Source organism: Streptomyces sp. NPDC042364 (assembly GCF_056437585.1).
Genome location: NZ_JBWKAJ010000006.1, coordinates 219,618 through 237,765 on the forward strand (window position 1 = coordinate 219,618; position 18,148 = coordinate 237,765).

17 protein-coding genes, 1 tRNA gene and 1 pseudogene are annotated in these 18,148 nt (G+C 71.4%); 6 read left to right on the plus strand and 13 right to left on the minus strand.

Going from position 1 to position 18,148, the window contains the following annotated elements:
* Positions 1 to 94: 94 nt before the first annotated feature.
* From AC067N_RS15195 to AC067N_RS15210, 4 genes and pseudogenes are all read right to left on the minus strand, one after another.
* Positions 95 to 673: a SigE family RNA polymerase sigma factor gene (locus AC067N_RS15195; protein ID WP_478679325.1), complete on the minus strand. Its 579-nt coding sequence runs from the start codon at positions 671 to 673 to the stop codon at positions 95 to 97.
* A 231-nt stretch (positions 674 to 904) separates the two neighbouring features.
* Positions 905 to 2,071 carry a lipid-transfer protein gene (locus tag AC067N_RS15200; protein WP_478679326.1) on the minus strand — a complete coding sequence of 389 codons (1,167 nt, stop codon included), beginning with the start codon at positions 2,069 to 2,071 and terminating at the stop codon, positions 905 to 907.
* A 368-nt stretch (positions 2,072 to 2,439) separates the two neighbouring features.
* Positions 2,440 to 2,823 (minus strand): annotated as a pseudogene (locus AC067N_RS15205) (MaoC family dehydratase); the annotation flags it as partial.
* Positions 2,820 to 3,743 carry a bifunctional MaoC family dehydratase N-terminal/OB-fold nucleic acid binding domain-containing protein gene (locus AC067N_RS15210; RefSeq protein ID WP_478679327.1) on the minus strand — a complete coding sequence of 308 codons (924 nt, stop codon included), beginning with the start codon at positions 3,741 to 3,743 and terminating at the stop codon, positions 2,820 to 2,822. The pseudogene AC067N_RS15205 and the gene AC067N_RS15210, both read right to left, overlap by 4 nt.
* A gap of 225 nt (positions 3,744 to 3,968) precedes the next feature.
* Between AC067N_RS15210 and AC067N_RS15215 the strand changes: the two genes are divergently transcribed.
* Complete coding sequence (locus AC067N_RS15215; RefSeq protein WP_478679328.1) at positions 3,969 to 4,904, plus strand: bifunctional DNA primase/polymerase; 936 nt, start codon at positions 3,969 to 3,971, stop codon at positions 4,902 to 4,904.
* Positions 4,905 to 5,080: 176 nt separating this feature from the next.
* Here AC067N_RS15215 and AC067N_RS15220 read toward each other — a convergent pair whose 3' ends face one another.
* Positions 5,081 to 5,305 (minus strand): antitoxin, encoded by a 225-nt coding sequence (locus AC067N_RS15220; RefSeq protein WP_478679329.1) that lies wholly within the window; start codon positions 5,303 to 5,305, stop codon positions 5,081 to 5,083.
* A 137-nt stretch (positions 5,306 to 5,442) separates the two neighbouring features.
* Positions 5,443 to 5,742 (minus strand): hypothetical protein, encoded by a 300-nt coding sequence (locus AC067N_RS15225; protein ID WP_478679330.1) that lies wholly within the window; start codon positions 5,740 to 5,742, stop codon positions 5,443 to 5,445.
* Between the two features lie 331 nt (positions 5,743 to 6,073).
* Between AC067N_RS15225 and AC067N_RS15230 the strand changes: the two genes are divergently transcribed.
* Complete coding sequence (locus tag AC067N_RS15230) at positions 6,074 to 6,295, plus strand: hypothetical protein (protein ID WP_478679331.1); 222 nt, start codon at positions 6,074 to 6,076, stop codon at positions 6,293 to 6,295.
* A 664-nt stretch (positions 6,296 to 6,959) separates the two neighbouring features.
* Here AC067N_RS15230 and AC067N_RS15235 read toward each other — a convergent pair.
* The 5 genes from AC067N_RS15235 to AC067N_RS15255 form a co-directional block, all read right to left on the minus strand.
* A complete protein-coding gene (locus tag AC067N_RS15235; RefSeq protein ID WP_478679332.1) occupies positions 6,960 to 7,211 on the minus strand; it encodes a hypothetical protein in 252 nt (83 codons plus the stop codon).
* Between the two features lie 389 nt (positions 7,212 to 7,600).
* Positions 7,601 to 7,685, minus strand: a tRNA-Ser gene (locus tag AC067N_RS15240).
* Between the two features lie 774 nt (positions 7,686 to 8,459).
* Positions 8,460 to 8,675 (minus strand): hypothetical protein, encoded by a 216-nt coding sequence (locus tag AC067N_RS15245; protein ID WP_478679333.1) that lies wholly within the window; start codon positions 8,673 to 8,675, stop codon positions 8,460 to 8,462.
* Positions 8,669 to 8,836 (minus strand): hypothetical protein, encoded by a 168-nt coding sequence (locus AC067N_RS15250; protein WP_478679334.1) that lies wholly within the window; start codon positions 8,834 to 8,836, stop codon positions 8,669 to 8,671. Before AC067N_RS15250 ends, AC067N_RS15245 begins: the two co-directional genes overlap by 7 nt.
* 419 nt (positions 8,837 to 9,255) lie before the next feature.
* Positions 9,256 to 11,073, minus strand: a complete 1,818-nt coding sequence (locus tag AC067N_RS15255) for a S1C family serine protease (RefSeq protein WP_478679335.1) — start codon at positions 11,071 to 11,073, stop codon at positions 9,256 to 9,258.
* Between the two features lie 256 nt (positions 11,074 to 11,329).
* Here AC067N_RS15255 and AC067N_RS15260 point away from each other — a divergent pair, with 256 nt between their 5' ends.
* The 3 genes from AC067N_RS15260 (at position 11,330) to AC067N_RS15270 (ending at position 14,319) form a co-directional block, all read left to right on the plus strand.
* On the plus strand, positions 11,330 to 12,139 hold the full coding sequence (locus tag AC067N_RS15260) for a glycerophosphodiester phosphodiesterase (RefSeq protein ID WP_478679336.1): 810 nt from the start codon (positions 11,330 to 11,332) through the stop codon (positions 12,137 to 12,139).
* 322 nt (positions 12,140 to 12,461) lie between these two features.
* Positions 12,462 to 13,004 carry an ATP-binding protein gene (locus tag AC067N_RS15265; RefSeq protein ID WP_478679524.1) on the plus strand — a complete coding sequence of 181 codons (543 nt, stop codon included), beginning with the start codon at positions 12,462 to 12,464 and terminating at the stop codon, positions 13,002 to 13,004.
* 325 nt (positions 13,005 to 13,329) lie between these two features.
* On the plus strand, positions 13,330 to 14,319 hold the full coding sequence (locus AC067N_RS15270; protein WP_478679337.1) for a DUF5926 family protein: 990 nt from the start codon (positions 13,330 to 13,332) through the stop codon (positions 14,317 to 14,319).
* 255 nt (positions 14,320 to 14,574) lie between these two features.
* Here AC067N_RS15270 and AC067N_RS15275 read toward each other — a convergent pair whose 3' ends face one another.
* Positions 14,575 to 15,159 carry a hypothetical protein gene (locus tag AC067N_RS15275; RefSeq protein WP_478679338.1) on the minus strand — a complete coding sequence of 195 codons (585 nt, stop codon included), beginning with the start codon at positions 15,157 to 15,159 and terminating at the stop codon, positions 14,575 to 14,577.
* A gap of 225 nt (positions 15,160 to 15,384) precedes the next feature.
* Positions 15,385 to 16,050 (minus strand): bifunctional DNA primase/polymerase, encoded by a 666-nt coding sequence (locus AC067N_RS15280; protein WP_478679339.1) that lies wholly within the window; start codon positions 16,048 to 16,050, stop codon positions 15,385 to 15,387.
* Positions 16,051 to 16,562: 512 nt separating this feature from the next.
* On the opposite strand from AC067N_RS15280, the gene AC067N_RS15285 reads away from it, so the two are divergent.
* Positions 16,563 to 18,086, plus strand: coding sequence for a PP2C family protein-serine/threonine phosphatase (locus AC067N_RS15285; RefSeq protein WP_478679340.1), 1,524 nt, complete (start codon positions 16,563 to 16,565; stop codon positions 18,084 to 18,086).
* Positions 18,087 to 18,148: the final 62 nt, after the last annotated feature.

Consider the following 18,148-nt stretch of genomic DNA (forward strand, 5'->3'; position numbering starts at 1 on the left):
TACCGCGCGGTATGTCACTAGGTGCCGGGATGATCGATCAGAGAGTGTTACTCGGAGAGCCCGGTCGCAGCCGCGTGTCAGGCCAACGTTCGGGCTAGCGGACGGGTTCCAGCTCCGGATCCTCGCGCAGCTTGCCCAGCGCCCGCGACACCGCCGATTTCACCGTGCCCACCGAGACCCCGAGGACCTCGGCCGTCTGCACCTCGCTGAGATCCTCGTAGTACCTGAGGACGACCATCGCCCGCTGCCGCGCCGGCAGCTTCATGATCGCCCGCCACATCGCGTCGCGCAGTGCCTGCTGTTCGGCCGGGTCCGCCGTGTGGACGCCGTCCGGCTCCGGCAGCTCGTCGCAGGCGAACTCGTCCACCTTGCGCTTGCGCCACTGGGACGTCCGCGTGTTCAGCAGCGCCCGCCGTACGTACCCGTCGAGCGCCCGGTGGTCCTCGATCCGCTCCCAGGCGACATACGTCTTGGCCAGCGCGGTCTGCAGCAGGTCCTCGGCGTCGCTCGGGTTCGCCGTCAGTGACCGGGCGGTCCGCAGCAGCAGCGGCTGGCGGGCCTTCACGTACGCCGAGAACGACGGGTACGACAGGGTCACCAGCGGCGGGGTCGGCAGGGTCCGCGTCGCCGGTGCAGCGGCGTTGGAAGCGCTGGTGCAGACGAGTGTGGTCATGGCTCCACGCTAGGAGCGGGCCCGCCCCGGCGGATCGGCCGCAGGTCCCGAAGACGAATCCCCCTCAGGTTGTAGGAGTGGGGCAGACCTCACCTACTGGAGGTGGATGAACGGCCCCCATCCACTGAGGGTGTACCCCTGAGGAACGCCTGCCCGGAGCGAAGGGGGCACACCTGGCCTGGGAGTACGGAGAGCACCCGCTCGGGGCATACGGGGACGAGGCCGCCGCCCTCACCCGTCCGTGCCCAGCACCAGACCCGAGGTGGGTACCCCGGTGCCCGCGGTGACCAGGACGTGTTCCGTGCCGGTGATCTGGTTGACCGCGGTGCCGCGGAGCTGCCGTACCGCCTCCGCGATGCCGTTCATCCCGTGCAGATAGGCCTCCCCGAGCTGGCCGCCGTGCGTGTTCAGCGGCAGCCGTTCCTCCGCGACGAAGCCGGCCGCCTCGCCGGCCGCGCAGAACCCGAACTCCTCCAGCTGCATCAGCACGAACGGCGTGAAGTGGTCGTAGAGGATGCCCACGTCGATGTCGCCCGGCCCGAGCCCGGAGGTCCGCCACAGCTGGCGGGCGACGAGGCCCATCTCGGGCAGACCCGTCAGGTCGGTGCCGTAGAAGCTCGTCATCTGCTCCTGGGCCCGGCCGGCGCCCTGGGCGGCGGCGACGATCACCGCGGGCGGCTTCGGCAGGTCCCGCGCCCGTTCCACCGACGTCACCACGAGAGCCTGACCGCCGTCCGTCTCCTGGCAGCAGTCCAGCAGCCGCAGCGGCTCGACGATCCACCGCGAGGCCGCGTGCTCGGCGAGCGTGATGGGGCGCCCGTGGAAGTAGGCCGCCGGGTTGGTCGCCGCGTACGTCCGGCCCACGACCGCCACATGCCCGAACGCCTCCGGCGTCAGCCCGTACGCGTGCAGGTACCGCTGCGCCGCCATCGCCACCCACGAGGCCGGGGTGAGCAGCCCGAACGGCAGCGCCCAGCCGAGCGCCACTCCCTCCGCCGAGGGCTCGCGGTGCCGCACCCCGGCCCCGAACCGCCGCCCCGAACGTTCGTTGAACGCCCGGTAGCAGACCACGACCTCCGCCACGCCCGTCGCCACGGCCAGCGCCGCCTGCTGCACCGTCGCGCACGCCGCCCCGCCGCCGTAGTGGACGCGGGAGAAGAAGGACAGCTCGCCGATGCCGGCCGCCTGCGCGACCGTGATCTCCGGGCTCGTGTCCATCGTGAACGTCACCATTCCGTCCACGTCCGCCGGCGTGAGCCCGGCGTCGTCCAGCGCCGCCCGCACCGCCTGCACGGCCAGCCGCAGCTCACTGCGCCCCGAGTCCTTGGAGAAGTCGGTCGCCCCGATCCCGACGACGGCGGCCCGGCCGCCGAGGTGGTCCTTCGCCCGCACGCTCATACGGCGCCCTCCGCCGGGTCGGTCACGGTCGTCCACGGCTCCCTCGCGACCGCCGCGACCGCCGCGCTCGCCGCTCCGGCGTCCGCCGGGTCCGCCGTCACGTCCGGTGGCGCGTCCGCGGTCGCCTCCGCCGTCACATCCGCAGTCGCCTCCGCCGTCCCGTCCGCAGTCGCCTCCGCAGTCGCCTCCGCCGTCACATCCGGTGGCGCGTCCGCGGTCGCCTCCGCCGTCACATCCGGTGGCGCGTCCGCAGTCGCCTCCGCGGTCGCCTCCGCCGTCACATCCGGTGGCGCGTCCGCAGTCGCCTCCGCCGTCACATCCGGTGGCGCGTCCGCAGTCGCCTGCGCCGTCACGTCCGTGGTCGCGTCCGGTGGCGGGAGGGTGAGGGTGACCGTCCCCGTGACGTGGCGCCCGATGCCGTTGTCGCCCACGATCCTCACGGTGGCCGTGTTCCCGTCGACCGCCTCGACCGTTCCGGTCAACACCATCGTGTCGCCCGGGTAGTTGGGCGCGCCGAGCCGGATGGCGACTTTGCGGAGGACGGCACGCGGGCCGAAGCAGTCGGTGACGTACCGTCCGACCAGCCCGTTCGTCGTCAGGATGTTCATGAAGACGTCGGGCGATCCGCGCCGCCGCGCCAGTTCGGGGTCGTGGTGCACGTCCTGGTAGTCGCGTGAGGCGATGGCTCCGGCGACCACGAGGGTCCGCGTGATCGGGATCCGCAGCGGAGGGAGTCCGTCCCCGGCCCTCATGCCCGCACCTCCTCCCGCGCACGGAACACGGGCAACTCCAACTCCTCGTCGCAGCGAACGAATTCGAGCCGTACGGGCATACCGATCCGCACCTTGTCGTACGGCACCCCGATGACGTTGCTGATCATCCGGACGCCCTCGGCGAGTTCGATCAGCCCGACGGCGTACGGGGGGTCGAAGGCCGGGAAGGACGGGTGGTGCATGACGACGTACGAGTGGACGGTGCCGTCGCCGCTCGCCTCGACCGTGTCCCACTCGGGCGAGCCGCACGCGTTGCACCCCGGCAGCCAGGGGAAACGCAGCGTGCCGCACCCGGCGCAGCGCTGGATGAGGAGGCGATGCCGGGCGACGCCCTCCCAGAAGCCGGCGTTGTCGCGGTTGACGACGGGGCGGGGGCGCCGCTCGGCCCGGCCCCGGTCCTGCTGTGGGGCGGGGGCGTTCGGCGCGTACTTGAGAATCCGGAAGCGGTGGGTGCCGGCGAGTTCGCCGCCGACCCGGACGTCCGTGCGGGTGGTGACGAAGTACCCGGTGCCGAGTCTGGTGCCCTTCCGGTCCGACACCGACTCGATGACCGAGTCGAAGGTGATCTCGTCCCCCGGCCGCAGCGCCCGCAGGTACTCCTGCTCGCAGTCGGTGGCGACGACGGAGGTGTACCCGGCGTCGTCGAGGAGGGCGAGGAGTTCCTCGTACGCGGGCGAACGCGTCTCGTGTCCGCTCAGCCCGCCCATGGTCCACACCTGGAGCATGGTGGGCGGCGCGATCGCGTCGGGGCCGGTGTACGCGGGGCTGGTGTCGCCCATGGCCTCGCACCAGTGCCGGATCATGGGCGAGTTGACGGGGTCCTTGCCGAGGCCACCGCGTACCGCAGGACGCCCCTCATAGGCCTTGAGCCGTACCGACGACAGATCCTCGACCACCACGCCACGGCCCCCTCCGGAGATTTCTGACTATCCGTCAGATTGAAGGAAGAGGTGGGGCGACTGTCAATACGCCCGCACGGCGGCACCGAGACGGCGCCACACCTGGACCAGGCGCGGAAGGGCGGGAGCGTTCCGCGCTTTCCAGCCGCCCCCGAAAAGCCGCGGGACACATGGAAGCCCAACCGGCCCCTTCCTTTTATCGAACATGCGTACGAACATAGAAGTATGGCCACCACGGACCGGCAGGCCACCACCCTGGCCCTGGCACACGCCCTCTCCGTCGCCGAACGCGGACTGGCGGTGATCCCCCTGTCCCGCTCGAAACTCCCGGCCCTGCGCTCACCTCACCGGGACGACCCGGCCCCCACCCCCTGCCACGGCGAATGCGGTCGCTTCGGCCACGGCGTCTACGACGCCTCCACCGACCCCCGCCGCATCCGAGCCCTTTTCGCGGCCGCGCCGTGGGCCACCGGCTACGGCATCGCGTGCGGTCTCCACCCCCACCATCTGATCGGCATCGACCTCGACACGAAAACCGGTACGGACTCCTCCGCGGCCCTCCGTGAACTGGCTCTCCGCCACCTCTTCACGATCCCGGACACGGTCGTGATCGTGACCCCCAGCGGCGGCCGCCATCTGTGGCTCACCGGCCCACCCGACGTCGTGGTGCCCAACTCGGCGAGCCGTCTGGCCCCCGGCATCGACGTCCGCGGCTCCGGCGGCTATCTGGTCGGCCCCGGCTCCCGCACCGACCACGGCGTCTACGGCACGGCTCCGGGAACGGCCCACCTCCCGCCGGCCCCCTGCCCGGCCGCTCTGCTGCGCCTGCTCCTGCCGCCGCCTCGTGCCCCTCGGAACCCACGCGCAAGCTCCCCCTCCGGAGCGGACCGGAATCGAGGCCAGGGCCGCAGCTACGGCAACGGCCTCGGTCACGGTCATGGCCAAGACCCTGGCCACGGGCTGATCCACTTCGTCCTCAGCGCCCATGAAGGCCAACGCAACACCCGCCTCTTCTGGGCCGCCTGCCGCGCCTACGAGAACGGCCTCGGCCCCGACCTGACCAACGCCCTCATCGACGCCGCGATCCACACGGGACTCACCGAACGCGAGGCCCGCTCGACGGTGGCCTCGGCGGCCCGGATGTCGGGGCGGCGAGAGTGAGGGGGTGGCGGGAGCGCGAGGACGGTGGGAGCGCGAGGGGCGGGCGGTAAGGGCGCGGCTGGGCAACCGACCCCCACCGGCGCCCCACATCGGGGCGCCGGACTCATACGGCTGAGGGCCGCGGGTCTCCGGTCCGACTCGGCGGACCAGCCGGCCGGCCGCACGACCCCACGCCCCTACCGCGGAGGCGGCTCTTCCCGGCCACCCAGGTCCCTCTGGCCCGTCTGGCCCGTCTGATCAGTGCCCAGCCGCTGCCTGAGCCGGTCCTGAGCGGTGTCGACGTGTCGGCTGTGCCTTCCCTGCGTCTTCTCGTCGACGATGTCACCGGCCCGGTCGACGCCCTTGCCGGCCTGCTCCTCGTGGCCCTTCAGCATGTGCTTGAGCTTGTCCATCATGGACATCGCGGCTCCTTCCGCCGTTCGCCATTGCCTCCAGAATCAGCGCGCGCCCTCCACCCCGCATCCGGAGACGCGAAAGGGGCGCCCCGCAACCGGGGGCACCCCTTCCGCCCAGTGAGTTCACCGGGACGTGCGCGTGCTCACGCCGCACCGCTGACGCCGGGCGCGATGAACCGCCGGTGCAGCGAGCTGAACACGACCTCGGGCGCGCCCGTGAGGCCGGCCTTCTGAATCGCGGGCGCGAGCCGCTCGCCGAAGAACGCCTCGAACGCCTCCTGGGAGTCCCAGACATCGGTCACATGGAGCCCCTGGTCGTCGAACCAGGCAACATGCGTCTGCCCACCGGCCGCCGGCACGTCCTCCCAGCCGACCGCGTCCCGCACCAGGTCGTACTGCTCCGGCGTGACCCCCGCCCACCACATCGACAACACCACAGCCATCCCAGGCCCCCTTCAGCTGATCCCCTGATCCACTGATCCACTGATCCACTGATCCACTGATCCCTCGCCGAAACCGGCACGGGGATCGTTCCAGCGGGTGGGTCCCACCGGGCAGAGCGTGCGGACGCACACGGGCGAGCGCTCAAGCCTCCGTACGCTCGCCCGGCACGGCTTTGTGTGAGCCCACAGGCTTGTACGAGACGGCCGTGTCGGCTGATCACAGGCGTGACGGGTCTCCCCGGAGGGACCTGTGCCGATTTTCCCGATTTTCCCGGAGGGATCTGTGCCGACGGCCACAGCGGGCAGGATGCGCGTAGGCTCATACTGAGCCATGACAAAGCCCGCGGCACCGAAGCGTCATTTGCCCACCAGCCCGTTCAAGGCCCCGGTCATCCCGGCTCCCAAGCACTTCGCCCTGGGCGACCAGGTCACGCACGACGTGTACGGCCTCGGCCGCGTGGTCGGCATCGAGGACGGAATCGCGGCCCTCGTAGATTTCGGCTCGGCGCAGGTGCGGGTCTCCAGCCCGTACGCCAAGATGACCAAGCTGTAGAACCGCTGTGCCCGGTCACGGCACACCAGGTCCCCTCAGGGATCTGTAACGAAAGGCAGACCTCTCATCGACCCGACGTCGCTGTTCTCCGCCATGGAAGGGCACCCCAGCCGTTCCACCGCGGTATCGCCGCCTCCGACGACCGACCCGTTCCGGGCCCCGGACTTCGGAGAGGACGAGCCCTACTGGCCCGAGGACGCACAGGACCCCGCTCCGAGCCCACGCGCCCGGCGCCCCAAGGCTGCCTAGTAGCGGCTGTCGTCAAACCCCCGTCGTCGCCCGGAGGGCGGCCCCGCGGCGTCTGGTGCGTGCTCTCGGCACACCGGCGGAAGTCCTCGTACCCGGTGTACTCGGCGTACACGGCGTACTCGGGCTTTCGCCCGGTGCGGTGAAGGTGCTTGCCAGGCGCCCCGGGGCGGACGGGAGTTCGACCACACCCCCTGGCGCCCACCGCGAAGACCAACGGCCCCCGCCGTCCGACCTGGTCAGGGGGCCGTCCACGAGGTGATCCCAGCTGCGGGGACGGGGACGCCACCGGGCCTCGTTCTCCGCGCCGCCAGGCCGCTGATCAGGCCGGCCCGGCTGGTACGGCCGGGAGGCGCGGATACGAGGCCGAGCATGCGGCACGCCACTGCCGTCAGCCCCACCGACGTTCGCGGCGCCTTCACGTACGCGCGGCCGCCGAGGCGTTGTCGTCCTGGCCGGTCACCGCGTCGGGCGTACGTTCCTGTCTGTCGGGAAACATCAGCCAGGCGCCGCCGTGGATCGCTCCGAGAGACGCGAGTCCCAACCCGTGGCGCAGCCACCTCATGCCGCCCTCCCAGTCCTGCGGAGAACCGAAGACCAGCCAGGTCGCGAGGGCAATGCTGCCCAGCACGCACATGACGCCGACAGTACGACGTAATGCATAACTCATGAGGTCATCATCCCCTGCCCCCTCCGGCACCGACCACCGAATTCACGGCTCTGGCAGTTCGACGCCGCAAGCGGCTTCCCACGCCCGTACGCCGGCCCAGCCGACGGGAGACCGTCGGAGATCTCCGGGGACAGCATCGCTGAGGACGGAGATCGCCCTTCGCAGCCGATGCCGCTCCGAGCTACCTGTCATGTACATAGCGAACACCAGGGCAGACGGCAAAGGCCGTGGCCCGGGTCCCTGAAGAGTCTGCTGCCTCACCGGCACCGCGGGCGCCGTGCCGGTCCGTGCCCGATCGTGCGGGAACCGCGGGGAACCACGGCCGCCACCAGGCATGCGCAATACAACGGCCCCCGACCGATTCACCTGGTCAGGGGCCGTTCACTACGCGGTGGGTGTGGGATTTGAACCCACGGTGACTCGCGCCACGACGGTTTTCAAGACCGTTCCCTTAGGCCGCTCGGGCAACCCACCCGCGCCCCGTCCCACCAGGGGCGGAGCGGGTACAGCGTACCGGCCTCCGGCCTCGTGCGGGGCTCTTGGTCCACACGGGTCCACCGGCTCCGACTCGACTCGGGGTCCCTCCGGATCCAGCGAATGGCCGAGGGCCTCGCCATACGAGGAAGCGTACTGTTGCGTGAGCCGCTCGCGTCGTCCTCCGTCGTTCTTCAGCGGCGGCGAGTGCGTCGATGCCAGACGGCACCTTCTCTGGTGGGACTGAGCATCTCTCTGGCGGGCTTCACCAGATGAAGTGATCAGTTTGAAAAGTACGTCAGTCAGCTTCTCCAGGCCTTTGGCCTCGCTGTTCGTCAAAAGTTGGGCGCACTGCATCCACCGCGACCCGCAGCAGCCAGCAGGGCTGACAGCGCCGCGGCCGCCTCATCGGCGGGGACCGCACGCGCACCACGCCAGTGCTCAGCGCGGCGGTTGCCGTAGGCGTTGCATTGCTCGATCGTGACCACCCCGTGCAGGCGCAGTCGAGGGCCGTCAAACACCTTGCACGGCCACAGCCGCCACGAGGGTGAGCGAGTGTTTGGAAGGTTCTCCACCACGCACATGAAGCCAGCCTCTTGGTGCACCTGTTCTCCTGGGTGCCCGGCTGGCAGGATCTCTGTTCTACGGGCACGGCCTGGGATTGCGGCAACGTCGTGGATTCCACCTCGGGCCAGGATCCGAGCTCGGAGTTCAGCGCTGCCATAGCCGCGGGGCCCGGCGACGGTCTTCGCCGTGCCGGGCCGCACGGGCGGGCTACCGGCGGTTGCTGCGCCATTTCTCCCAGAGAGGCCCGACGGCCACTGAGAGCAATCCCACGGCAGCGGCAACCAACGCCGAGCGAAGCGTGACCTCTCCCTCGAAGGCGAACTGCATGACGAGCAGGATCGCAACGACGCTGGCAAAGGTCACGGCTGTGCTACGAGCAGTGCCCACGGGTTCTCCTCGCTCTGCGTTCTCCGGCGTCAGCATGCGACCTTCTTCCACTCGGGCCAACCGATGACGACACCGATCGGGGCGTAGGGCAGCCGGATCTGGACACAGCGGTTCTGGCTCGCGGCGTCCTTGAAGGTCTTCCGCAGGCTCTGGGAAGCCGCGCCAAGGGCCCCACGGCAGATAGTCCGCACGGGCATGTTGCGAACCCGGTTCGGGACCTTCTGGCATGCAGCGACGTCGAACCGGCGCCGCCGATGCCAAGCAGTCGCCCGCCGCTGTCACTACCTGCGGCGTTGTCGCACGATCGAGGGGCGGTCTCCGTGAGCCGCCCCCGCACGATCGAAGTCCCGCTACACTCCCGCCACCCGACGAAAAGACCAGGTCAGACAGCAAAATCCTGCTGGAGTACTAGGCCGCTCGGGCAACCCACCATGCCCCGGCCCACCAGGGGCGGAGCGGGTACAGCGAACCGGCCCGGAGCGGTTCGCGGGGGCCGTGGGCCGCGGGCGGAGGCCCGTGGGGAGGACGGGCGACGCACCGCGCCGGGAGAGGAGCGGTGCGTCGCGGTCGTCATGCGCCGGTGTCCTCCCCCGGCCGGCTGTCGCGTAGCCTCCCGTCAGCTGTCGCCCTCGCGTTCGCCGAGGGTCACCTCGGCGGTGCGGGTCTTGCCGTCACGGATGTACGTGAGGGTGACCTTGTCGCCGGGCTGGTGGGTCCAGATCTCACCGATGAGGGTGGGGCCGCTGTCGATGACGTGGTCGTCGAGCTTGGTGATCACGTCTCCGGGCTTCAGACCCGCCTTGTCGGCGGGCCCGTTGGGCGTGACCGAGGAAGCGCCGCCCTCACCGGAGTCGGTGATCTCCGCGCCGCCGGTGCCCTCGCTGAGGGAGACCGAGGCGCCGATCACCGGGTACACCGGCTTGCCCGTCCTGATCAGCTGCTGGGCCACGTTCTTCGCCTGGTTGATCGGGATCGCGAAGCCAAGGCCGATCGAACCCGCCTGGCCCGAGCCGAAGCCTCCGCTGCTGGCGGACTGGATCGCCGAGTTGATGCCGATCACGTTGCCCCGGGCGTCGAGCAGGGGACCGCCGGAGTTTCCGGGGTTGATCGACGCGTCGGTCTGCAGGGCGCTCATGTACGAGGCCTTGCTGCCCGAGGAGCCGTCGCTGGAGGCGACCGGGCGGTTCTTCGCGCTGATGATGCCCGTCGTCACCGTGTTCGACAGACCGAAGGGGGCGCCGATCGCGATCGTCGAGTCGCCCACGGCCACCTTGTCGGAGTCGCCGAGCGTCAGCGGGTTCAGGTCCGACGGGGCGTTCTTCAGCTTGATGACCGCCACGTCGTAGCCCTGCGCGTGGCCGACGACCTCGGCGCTGTACTTCTTGCCGTTGGGGAAGGTCGCCGCCACCTTGCCGCCGTCGACCGCGTCCGCCACCACGTGGTTGTTGGTGACGATGTGCCCTTCCTTGTCGAACACGAAGCCCGTGCCCGTGCCGCCCTCACCGTCGTTGCCCGACGCCTCGATCGTGACCGTGCTCGGCAGCGCCGCCGCGGCCACCGCGGCGACCGTACCGGCCGCGCGCTTGACGTCACCGCCGTTCTGGGAGGCCGAAACGGTCGTGGAGCCCGTCGAATTGTCGCTGCGGTCGGCCAGCGTGTAGCCGATGCCGCCGCCGACGCCGCCCGCCACCAGCGCGGCCACGAGGACCGCCGCGATCAGGCCGCCGCGCTTCTTGCCGCCCGGGTTGGGGGCCGGCTGCTGCGTCTGCTGCCACGAGGAGCCCCAGCCGCCGCCCGCGCCGCCGCCGTGACCACCGGCGCCGGCGTGGTCACCGGGTCCGCCCGGCCCGGCGACACCACTGCCGTCGGCGTACGTGTGGCCGCCGTCCGCGTACGACGGGACGGCGGGCGGCGCCGGGGGCGGCCACGCGGCGTCGGGCGCGGACGAGCCACCGGGACCGCCGGGAGCGCCCGGCGCCTGGCCGTAACCTCCACCGGCGCCGGGGCCCGGTGCCTGGCCGTAGGCAGACCCGTGGCCATGGCCGGAAGCGGGCCCGTACCCGGGTGCGCCCGCGGTCACCAGCTCAGGCTGGGCCTGCTGCCCATGGGGATGGGGGTGCGGCTGGGTGTGAGGTGCCGGCTGCTCGTACGGCTGCTGCTGAACGGCGGTCGGCTGCTGCTGAACGGCGGTCCGGTCCGGGGCAGTCGGCGGGACCGGCGGGAGCTGGGCCGTCGGGGCGTTCTCGGCGGTCGTGCCGCCGGCCGGGGCCGGGGGCGCCGTGTGCCCCGTCGGTGCCGACTCGGAGGTGGTCCCCGCGGGCGCCTCGCCCGGCTCGGGAGCGGGTGCCGGCGCGGGGGCAGCGGGAGTGTCCACCGGCACGGGAGGTGCGGACGGGGCCGGGGGTACCGCGGTGCCCTCGTTCTCGGTGCTCACAGCTTCTCTCCTCGATCCACGGCTGTCACCTGTCAGCGGTCGGCTCTTCTCGGTCGCACAGCGGGGCTGTGCGCGAGTCTTGTATGCGGTCAGCTTTTCCCACGAGCCGTCAGGGCACCATAAGCGGTGTCTGTGGGTCCGGGAGCAACCTTTATATAGGATCTATCCGACTAAAGGAGCGCATCACCCATGGAGCCGCAGCCGTACGACGCCACCGTCCCGACGCGTACCCCCTTCACGGTGGCACCATGACGCGGTGACCCATGCACGACAGCTCCCGATTCAGGTCGTCGCCCATCGAGGGGCCTCCGAGGAAGCCCCCGAGCACACCCTGGCCGCGTACAAGAAGGCGATCGAGGACGGTGCGGACGCCCTCGAGTGCGATGTCCGGCTGACCGCGGACGGTCATCTGGTCTGTGTGCACGACCGACGCGTCAACCGTACGTCGAACGGCCGGGGCGCGGTGTCCGCCCTGGAGCTCGCCGATCTCGCCGCGCTGGACTTCGGCTCCTGGAAGAACGGCGACGAGGCACCCGACTGGGAGATCGCCCCCGAGGAACGGGCCGACACCTCCGTCCTCACCCTTGAACGACTGCTCGAACTCGTGGCGGACGCGGGACGCCGCGTGGAACTGGCCATCGAGACCAAGCACCCCACACGCTGGGCGGGGCAGGTCGAGGAACGGCTGCTGGTCCTGCTGAAGCGGTTCGGGCTGGACGCACCGGCGACGGCCGACGAGTCCCCGGTACGGGTCATGAGCTTCTCGGCGCGTTCACTGCACCGCGTGCGTGCCGCGTCCCCGACACTGCCGACGGTCTACCTCATGCAGTTCGTCTCGCCCCGGCTGCGGGACGGACGCCTGCCGGCCGGGGTCCGGATCGCGGGCCCCTCCATCCGGATCGTGCGCAACCACCCCGCGTACATCGAGCGCTTGAAGAAGGCCGGCCACCAGGTCCACGTGTGGACCGTGAACGAACCCGAGGACGTCGACCTGTGCGCCGGCCTCGGCGTCGACGCGATCATCACCAACCGCCCGCGCGCGGTGCTCGGCCAACTCGGACGCTGACCCCGCCGGGCGCCCGCGGCCGCCCCCGCCCCGCAGCACTCCGAACACACCGCTGTTCAGACTTGGCCATGCCACTGGCCCTCTCCGCACCCCTCACACGGTTTCGGCGGAGGTAAGAATTCCGCCGCCCCGGCCCATCCGCGTGCGGGGACAAGTCCGTACATCGGGGGCGGAATTCGGCCACTTGCTCACAGGGAGTGCACCGGCGCGTTCGGACCGTGTTCGATCGATAGGAGTGCGTCAGAGCACAGGTGTTGGCCGGTTTCCAGTCCAGTCCAATGGGGCATTCACACCGTGGCGTGGGGTGAAGGAGGTCTCGGGGGTGGCGTTGGTGGTGGCACAGGAGGTGCCCACGTCGTCGAGCATGGCCGTACCCCATGGCCCTGCGGGCGTAGGGCTGGCGAGGCATCGGTTGCGTGATCAGTTGCGTGACGGTGGTGTGGCGGAATCGGTCATCGACGATGCCCTGCTGATCCTTTCCGAACTGCTCAGCAATGCCTGCAAACACGGCAGGCCCCTCGACGACGCGTTGGCCGGCGACGGCGACGTGCGCTGCGCCTGGCGCATGGACCCCACGGGGCGGCTCACACTGGAGGTCACGGACGGCGGTGGTCCGACCCGCCCGGTTCCGTCCACGCCCTCGGTCACCGCGCACGGCGGCCGCGGGCTGAACATCGTGACGGCACTGGCCGACGACTGGGGCGTACGGGACGACGCCCGGGGCGAGGTCACGGTCTGGGTGGTCGTCCAGGACGACGTCCGCCGCACCCACCGTCGGGACGACTTCGCCACGCGCGTCGCGGCTCCCCCGGTCACCGCGATCCCCGACCTGGACTTCGCGGACGCGTTCGAGGACATGGACTGAACCACCCGTCCCGACACGTCCACGACGGCGACCGCCCCGGGACGCGAACGCGTACCGGTGACCGCACACCGGCGATCCCGGACCCGCGTCCCGTACCGGCACAGACGCGGCCCCGTACCCGCGCAGATCCGCGCGACGCCCACCTCCCCGTACACGCGGCGCACACCTCCCATACAACAGTCACCCCGGCCACCACCGAACAACCTGGCCTGATTCACCGGTTCCGGGACGACTTGGTGCGTTGTCCACAGGGTCCCGTCGGCCGCCGTACGAGCGGCTAGGCTCGCGCCAGTACGAGACGAGCCGTGATCGGGAGACACCCACGATGGCCAAGAAGCGACCCCACACGAAGGCCAAGCGCCCGCAGGGCACCGGCGGAGTCGGCGCCGCCGGCGCCGATGGGCAGGTTCCGGTTGTCGGTGCGCGCGAGCCCTGCCCCTGCGGCAGCGGCCGGCGCTACAAGGCCTGCCACGGCCGGGCCGCCGCGCAGGCGGTGACCGAGCTGGTGCAGCGCCCGTTCGAGGGCCTGCCCGGCGAGTGCGACTGGGTCGCCCTGCGCGAGCTGGTGCCCGCCGCCACCGTCGAACTGACGCTGCGCGAGGCGCTCCCCGAGGGCGTCCCGTCGGTGACGCTCGCCACGGTCCTGCCGATGGCGTGGCCCGCGCTGCGCCGTGACGACGGCTCCGTGCTGATCGGCCTGCAGAACGACACGGCGTCCGGCGACATCAGCCGCGACCTCGCCGACACCCTGCAGCGCGCCCTCGTGGCCAAGCCGGGCACCCCGGTGCAGGGCCGGCGCGCCCCGGCCGACGGGCCGCGGCTGCAGGACCTGCTCGACCCCGAAGGAAAGTTCGAGCCAGTTGTGCACTCGGGCTTCGAGTTCTGGGTTCCCGACACGGAGAACGCCACCCCGGAGGTCACCGCCTCCCTGGAGCGGGCCAACTCCGCGGCGATCCCGACCGTGAAGCTCTCCGGGGTCGACGCGGCCTACTGGTGCGAGACCCCGGACAGGAACCACCTGCGCTGGGTCATGCCGCACCCGGAGGAGCGTCTTCTGGACGCTTTGGCGCGGTTGCACGCGGCGGGCGGCTCCAGCCTCGGCGAGGGCACCCGTCTGGTCGGCTCCTTCCGTGCTCACGGGCTCACGGTGCCCGTGTGGGACCTCCCCAGCGCGGTCGGCGCGGACGACGTCGAGAAGCCGGCCGCCGAGTTCGCCGAGCGGCTCACAGCGGCTCTGGCGGAAGAGGCTCCGCTCACCCACGACGAGCGCCGGGCCCGCGGTGGACTCACCAACCGGCAGGTCACGCTCAGCTGACACCAGAGGCGGTCGGCCGACCCGGCGATCGGCCGGCCGCCACCCTGGGTCTGTGGTGACTCCTGTCACAACTCCCCTACGTGACAGGCTAATTCGTGTCCGAATAGCCGAGATCGAATTTGCGAAGCGCCGATCTCTTGTTACGGTTCCATCAGCCCGGTTGCTGGTGCATCCCCCGTCGCCAGCAACCGGGTCTTTTCATGCCCTGGTTCGCGAGCGGCCTCGCGTGCGGAACCACTGGCGCCGTCAACGCCCTTACGCGGGGCTGGAGTTGCTTCCGGAACGGAGCAGCAGCGGCCCGCTCCCGTCCGGCGCCGCGAACTCCGCCACGGCCGTGTAAGCGCCCGGCACACCACGTGTGCGCTCCCTCGGCGTCTCACACACTCCGGGCTCGTCCCCCGCGCCCACGGGGCAGTGGACGCGTACGTTGCGGCCGCCGGGCGCCATCATGCTGAGGACGGAGCTCAGCTCGCCTCCCGTCGCGTTGCGGTAGTACGTACGCGCCCATGTCTCCTCACCCTGGGTGAGGACGCAGGTCTGGGCCTCGATGCCGTCGGGCGAGGTGAGTTCGGGGCCGCAGTGGGCGGCGGTCGCGAGCCCCAGCCCGAGCAGCTTGCGCGAGCGGGTCGCATCGGCGGCCCCACGGGCGTCGGGCGCCCTGTCGCCGGATCCGTCGCCGGGCCCGGCCGCCGCCCTCCCGGCGGACCCCTCCCCGGAGCGCTCGGTCACCGGGTGCCCCGCTGCTTCGGCGGGGAGCCGCCCGGCCGCGCCCCCCAGGTGTCCGCTCGCCTGCCTCGTCACCGTGTCGCCGGCGTCGGCGAGGGGTCCCGCGGACGCCACGAGCGGCAGGGTGAGGGTGCATGCCACCCCGACCGTCAGCACGAGGAGCCGGAGCCTGCGCGCGTCCGGACCACCGCGCGCCGCCTTGGGCGCTCGGTGGGTCCGGGGTGAGGGGGCACTGTGCCGGCCACGCGGCGACGGGGCCCCGAGGCCCCCGGGAAGACGCTGCATGTGCGGAAGATAACGACCGGCCGTGGCGCCCGGCCAAGCGCGCGCCGGGCGGACTCAGAACTCGGGGGCGCTCACACCCGTACGAGTGAGGGCGTCGACCACCGCGTCCACCACGGCCTCGACATCGGGCACCCAGGGGGCCGCCGAGCCGGGCAGCGGCGCGCGCTCCCAGCGGACCCGGCCGTGGCCCGTCTCGGACGGCGGCAGCGCGACATAGCCGCCCTCGCCGTGGAAGCGGAGCGAGCCCGGGACGAAGTCCTTGGCGTAGAGCAGTTCGCCCAGCTGCTCCATCGAGTACGGGGCGACGAGGATCGCCCAGCGGTGCGGGGCCGCGACGACGGGGCCGAGGCGCATGCCGCTGCGGTCGAGCGCGGCGAGGGCCCGCGAGGCGGCGAGCGCCGGCAGGCTGACCGCGCACGGCGCGCTGCCCCCCGTGGCGAGGACGATGGGCGCCGTGGGCCGGTTGGTCCACCACCAGCGGACCATGCGCTCGTCGGTGGTGGCGGCGAGCAGGCCGGGGTCGAACGGGTGAGCGCCGGGCACCACGCACTCCGGGTCCGGGCAGGCGCAGCGGGCGCGCCCCTGCGGGTCCGGCGCCACGCCCGGGAGTACGGGCCACTGCCATTCCGTCGCGAACGTCAGGGCCTGCTCGAGCAGCTCGTGCCTCCCGCCGTTGCGCTTGGACAGGAGCCTGCGTCGCTTTCCGGGGATCTCGCGCATCAGCGCTCGTCCTTTCCGTTGCACGCATGGCAACACCGTGGGTCACTCACAACATGTGTCGTTCACTTCACTGTGCATACCTGCTGGCGCATCACACCCCTGTCGCGGACAAGGGGAACCCCTGCGGGCCTGGCTCGGCTACGTCCGCTTCCATCGCTTGCGCTGACTTGCGTCTGTCTGAAGCATGGGCATGGCGTGGGGGTGGCGACGCCTGGCGTTTTGTCGTCCGGCGTTTGCTCGCCGCCTCCGCCACGGGAGGATGGGGCTCGGTCGTCGGTGGATAGGACGCCCGGTTCCGTCGCCAGGTTCCGGATGGCTGACGCCACCCCTGGCCTTCACCGAGTACGTACCCATCACGACCGCTGTGACGCTCTGTTGAACAAGGCCAGTCGACCGCAATACACCGTTCACCACAACACTTTTAAGCCAACTTTGTTTTTTCCAAAGGACTGGACAAGAACCCAACACAAGTCCAACACAGCCCCACGGACACCACTTATCCCAGCAGGACAATGCTGGACATCCCCTTACGAGTGCGTGTAGATGTGGAGACACTGCTAGCGGCGCAGAATGACATGGGGGTTTGCGATGCTTTTGAGCAATACGCACCGGTCGGAAAGCCGGACACCATGAACGCCCCTCACCTCCCGAAAGTGGCCGGAATCGATTCAACGGTTCCCTCCCCCGCACACACTGTCGCGCCCGCGCCAGCCGCCACGGGCACCTCAGCGGCCACACCCGCCACAGGAGCGGGCACGCCCCCCGGGGCCGTGCTCCAGGACCGGCTCGCCGGCTGGGTCTCGGACCTCACGACCCTGCACGAACTCACCGAACGCCTGGCACACACGGACGCACTCGACAGCGCCCTTCAGGAAGCCCTGCGCGCCGGAGCCGCCCTGGTCGGCGCCCGGCGGGGCCTCGTCGTCATGGAACCGCGCGACGGACTGGGGCCCGACACGACCATCGGCCTCGGCCTCGGCCGCGCCGACCTCGGCCACATGGAGACCGTGCCGCGCAGCTCACTGCCGTACGGCCGCATCCTCGACGGACTGCCCGGCGGCGACGGCGAGATCGCGCAACCCGACCTGTTCGCCGAGGACGGGCTCGACCCACGCCACCGCGAGGTCGCCGCCCGGCTCGGATACGCCGCGAGCTACGCGCTCCCCCTGTCCACCGAGGCCGCCGGCCGCCTCGGCGCCGTCGTCTGGCTGTACGACGAGCCCGCCGAGCCGGCCGAACGGCAGCGGCACCTCGTCGGGCTGTACGCGCGGTACGCCGCCGAGCACCTGGCCCGGCTCGTCGAGGTCGAGCGCACCCGCAGGTCCATGGCCACGATCGCCGAGGAACTGCTGCCCTCCCGGCTGCCCCGCGTCGCCGGCGTCCAGCTCGCCGCCCGGCACCGTACCGGGCCGCGCGGCGGCGGCGACTGGTACGACGCCCTGCCGCTGCCCGACGCCGCGCTCGGCCTCGCGGTCGGCTCGGTGTCGGGGTCCGGACCCAGCGCGATCGCCGCGATGGGCCGGCTGCGGGCCTCGCTGCGCGCGTACGCCGTGATGGAGGGCGAGGACCCCGTCGCCGTCCTCTCCGATCTCGAACTGCTGCTGCGTCTCACGGAGCCCGCCCGCTCCGCCACCGCGCTCTTCGCCTATGTCGAGCCCGCGCTGCGCAAGCTGACGCTGGCCGGGGCCGGGCACAGTCCGCCGCTGGTGATCGGCGAACGGCGCACCGAGTTCGTGGAGACGTCCCTGTCGGCACCGCTCGGCATGCTCGCCTGCTGGGAGGCGCCCAGTATCGAGCTGACCGCCGCACGAGGAGAAACCGTCCTGCTGTACACCGACGGCCTCCTCCAGCGCACCGGCGAGCCGGTCGACCGCGCCTTCGCCCGGCTGCACGCGGCGGCCGCCGGCGTCCCCCGGGCACTGCGCTCCGACCCCGGCGCCGTCGCCGACCACGTCCTGCGGACCGTGCTTCCGGACGAGCTGGACGCGACAAACGGCGCCGAGGACGTGGCGCTGCTGGCGGCGCGGTTCGAGTAGCCGCCCGAGCCTCCGCCGCTGCCTCGTGTGAGCCTTCGGTGACCGCCCGTGAGAGGTCCTGA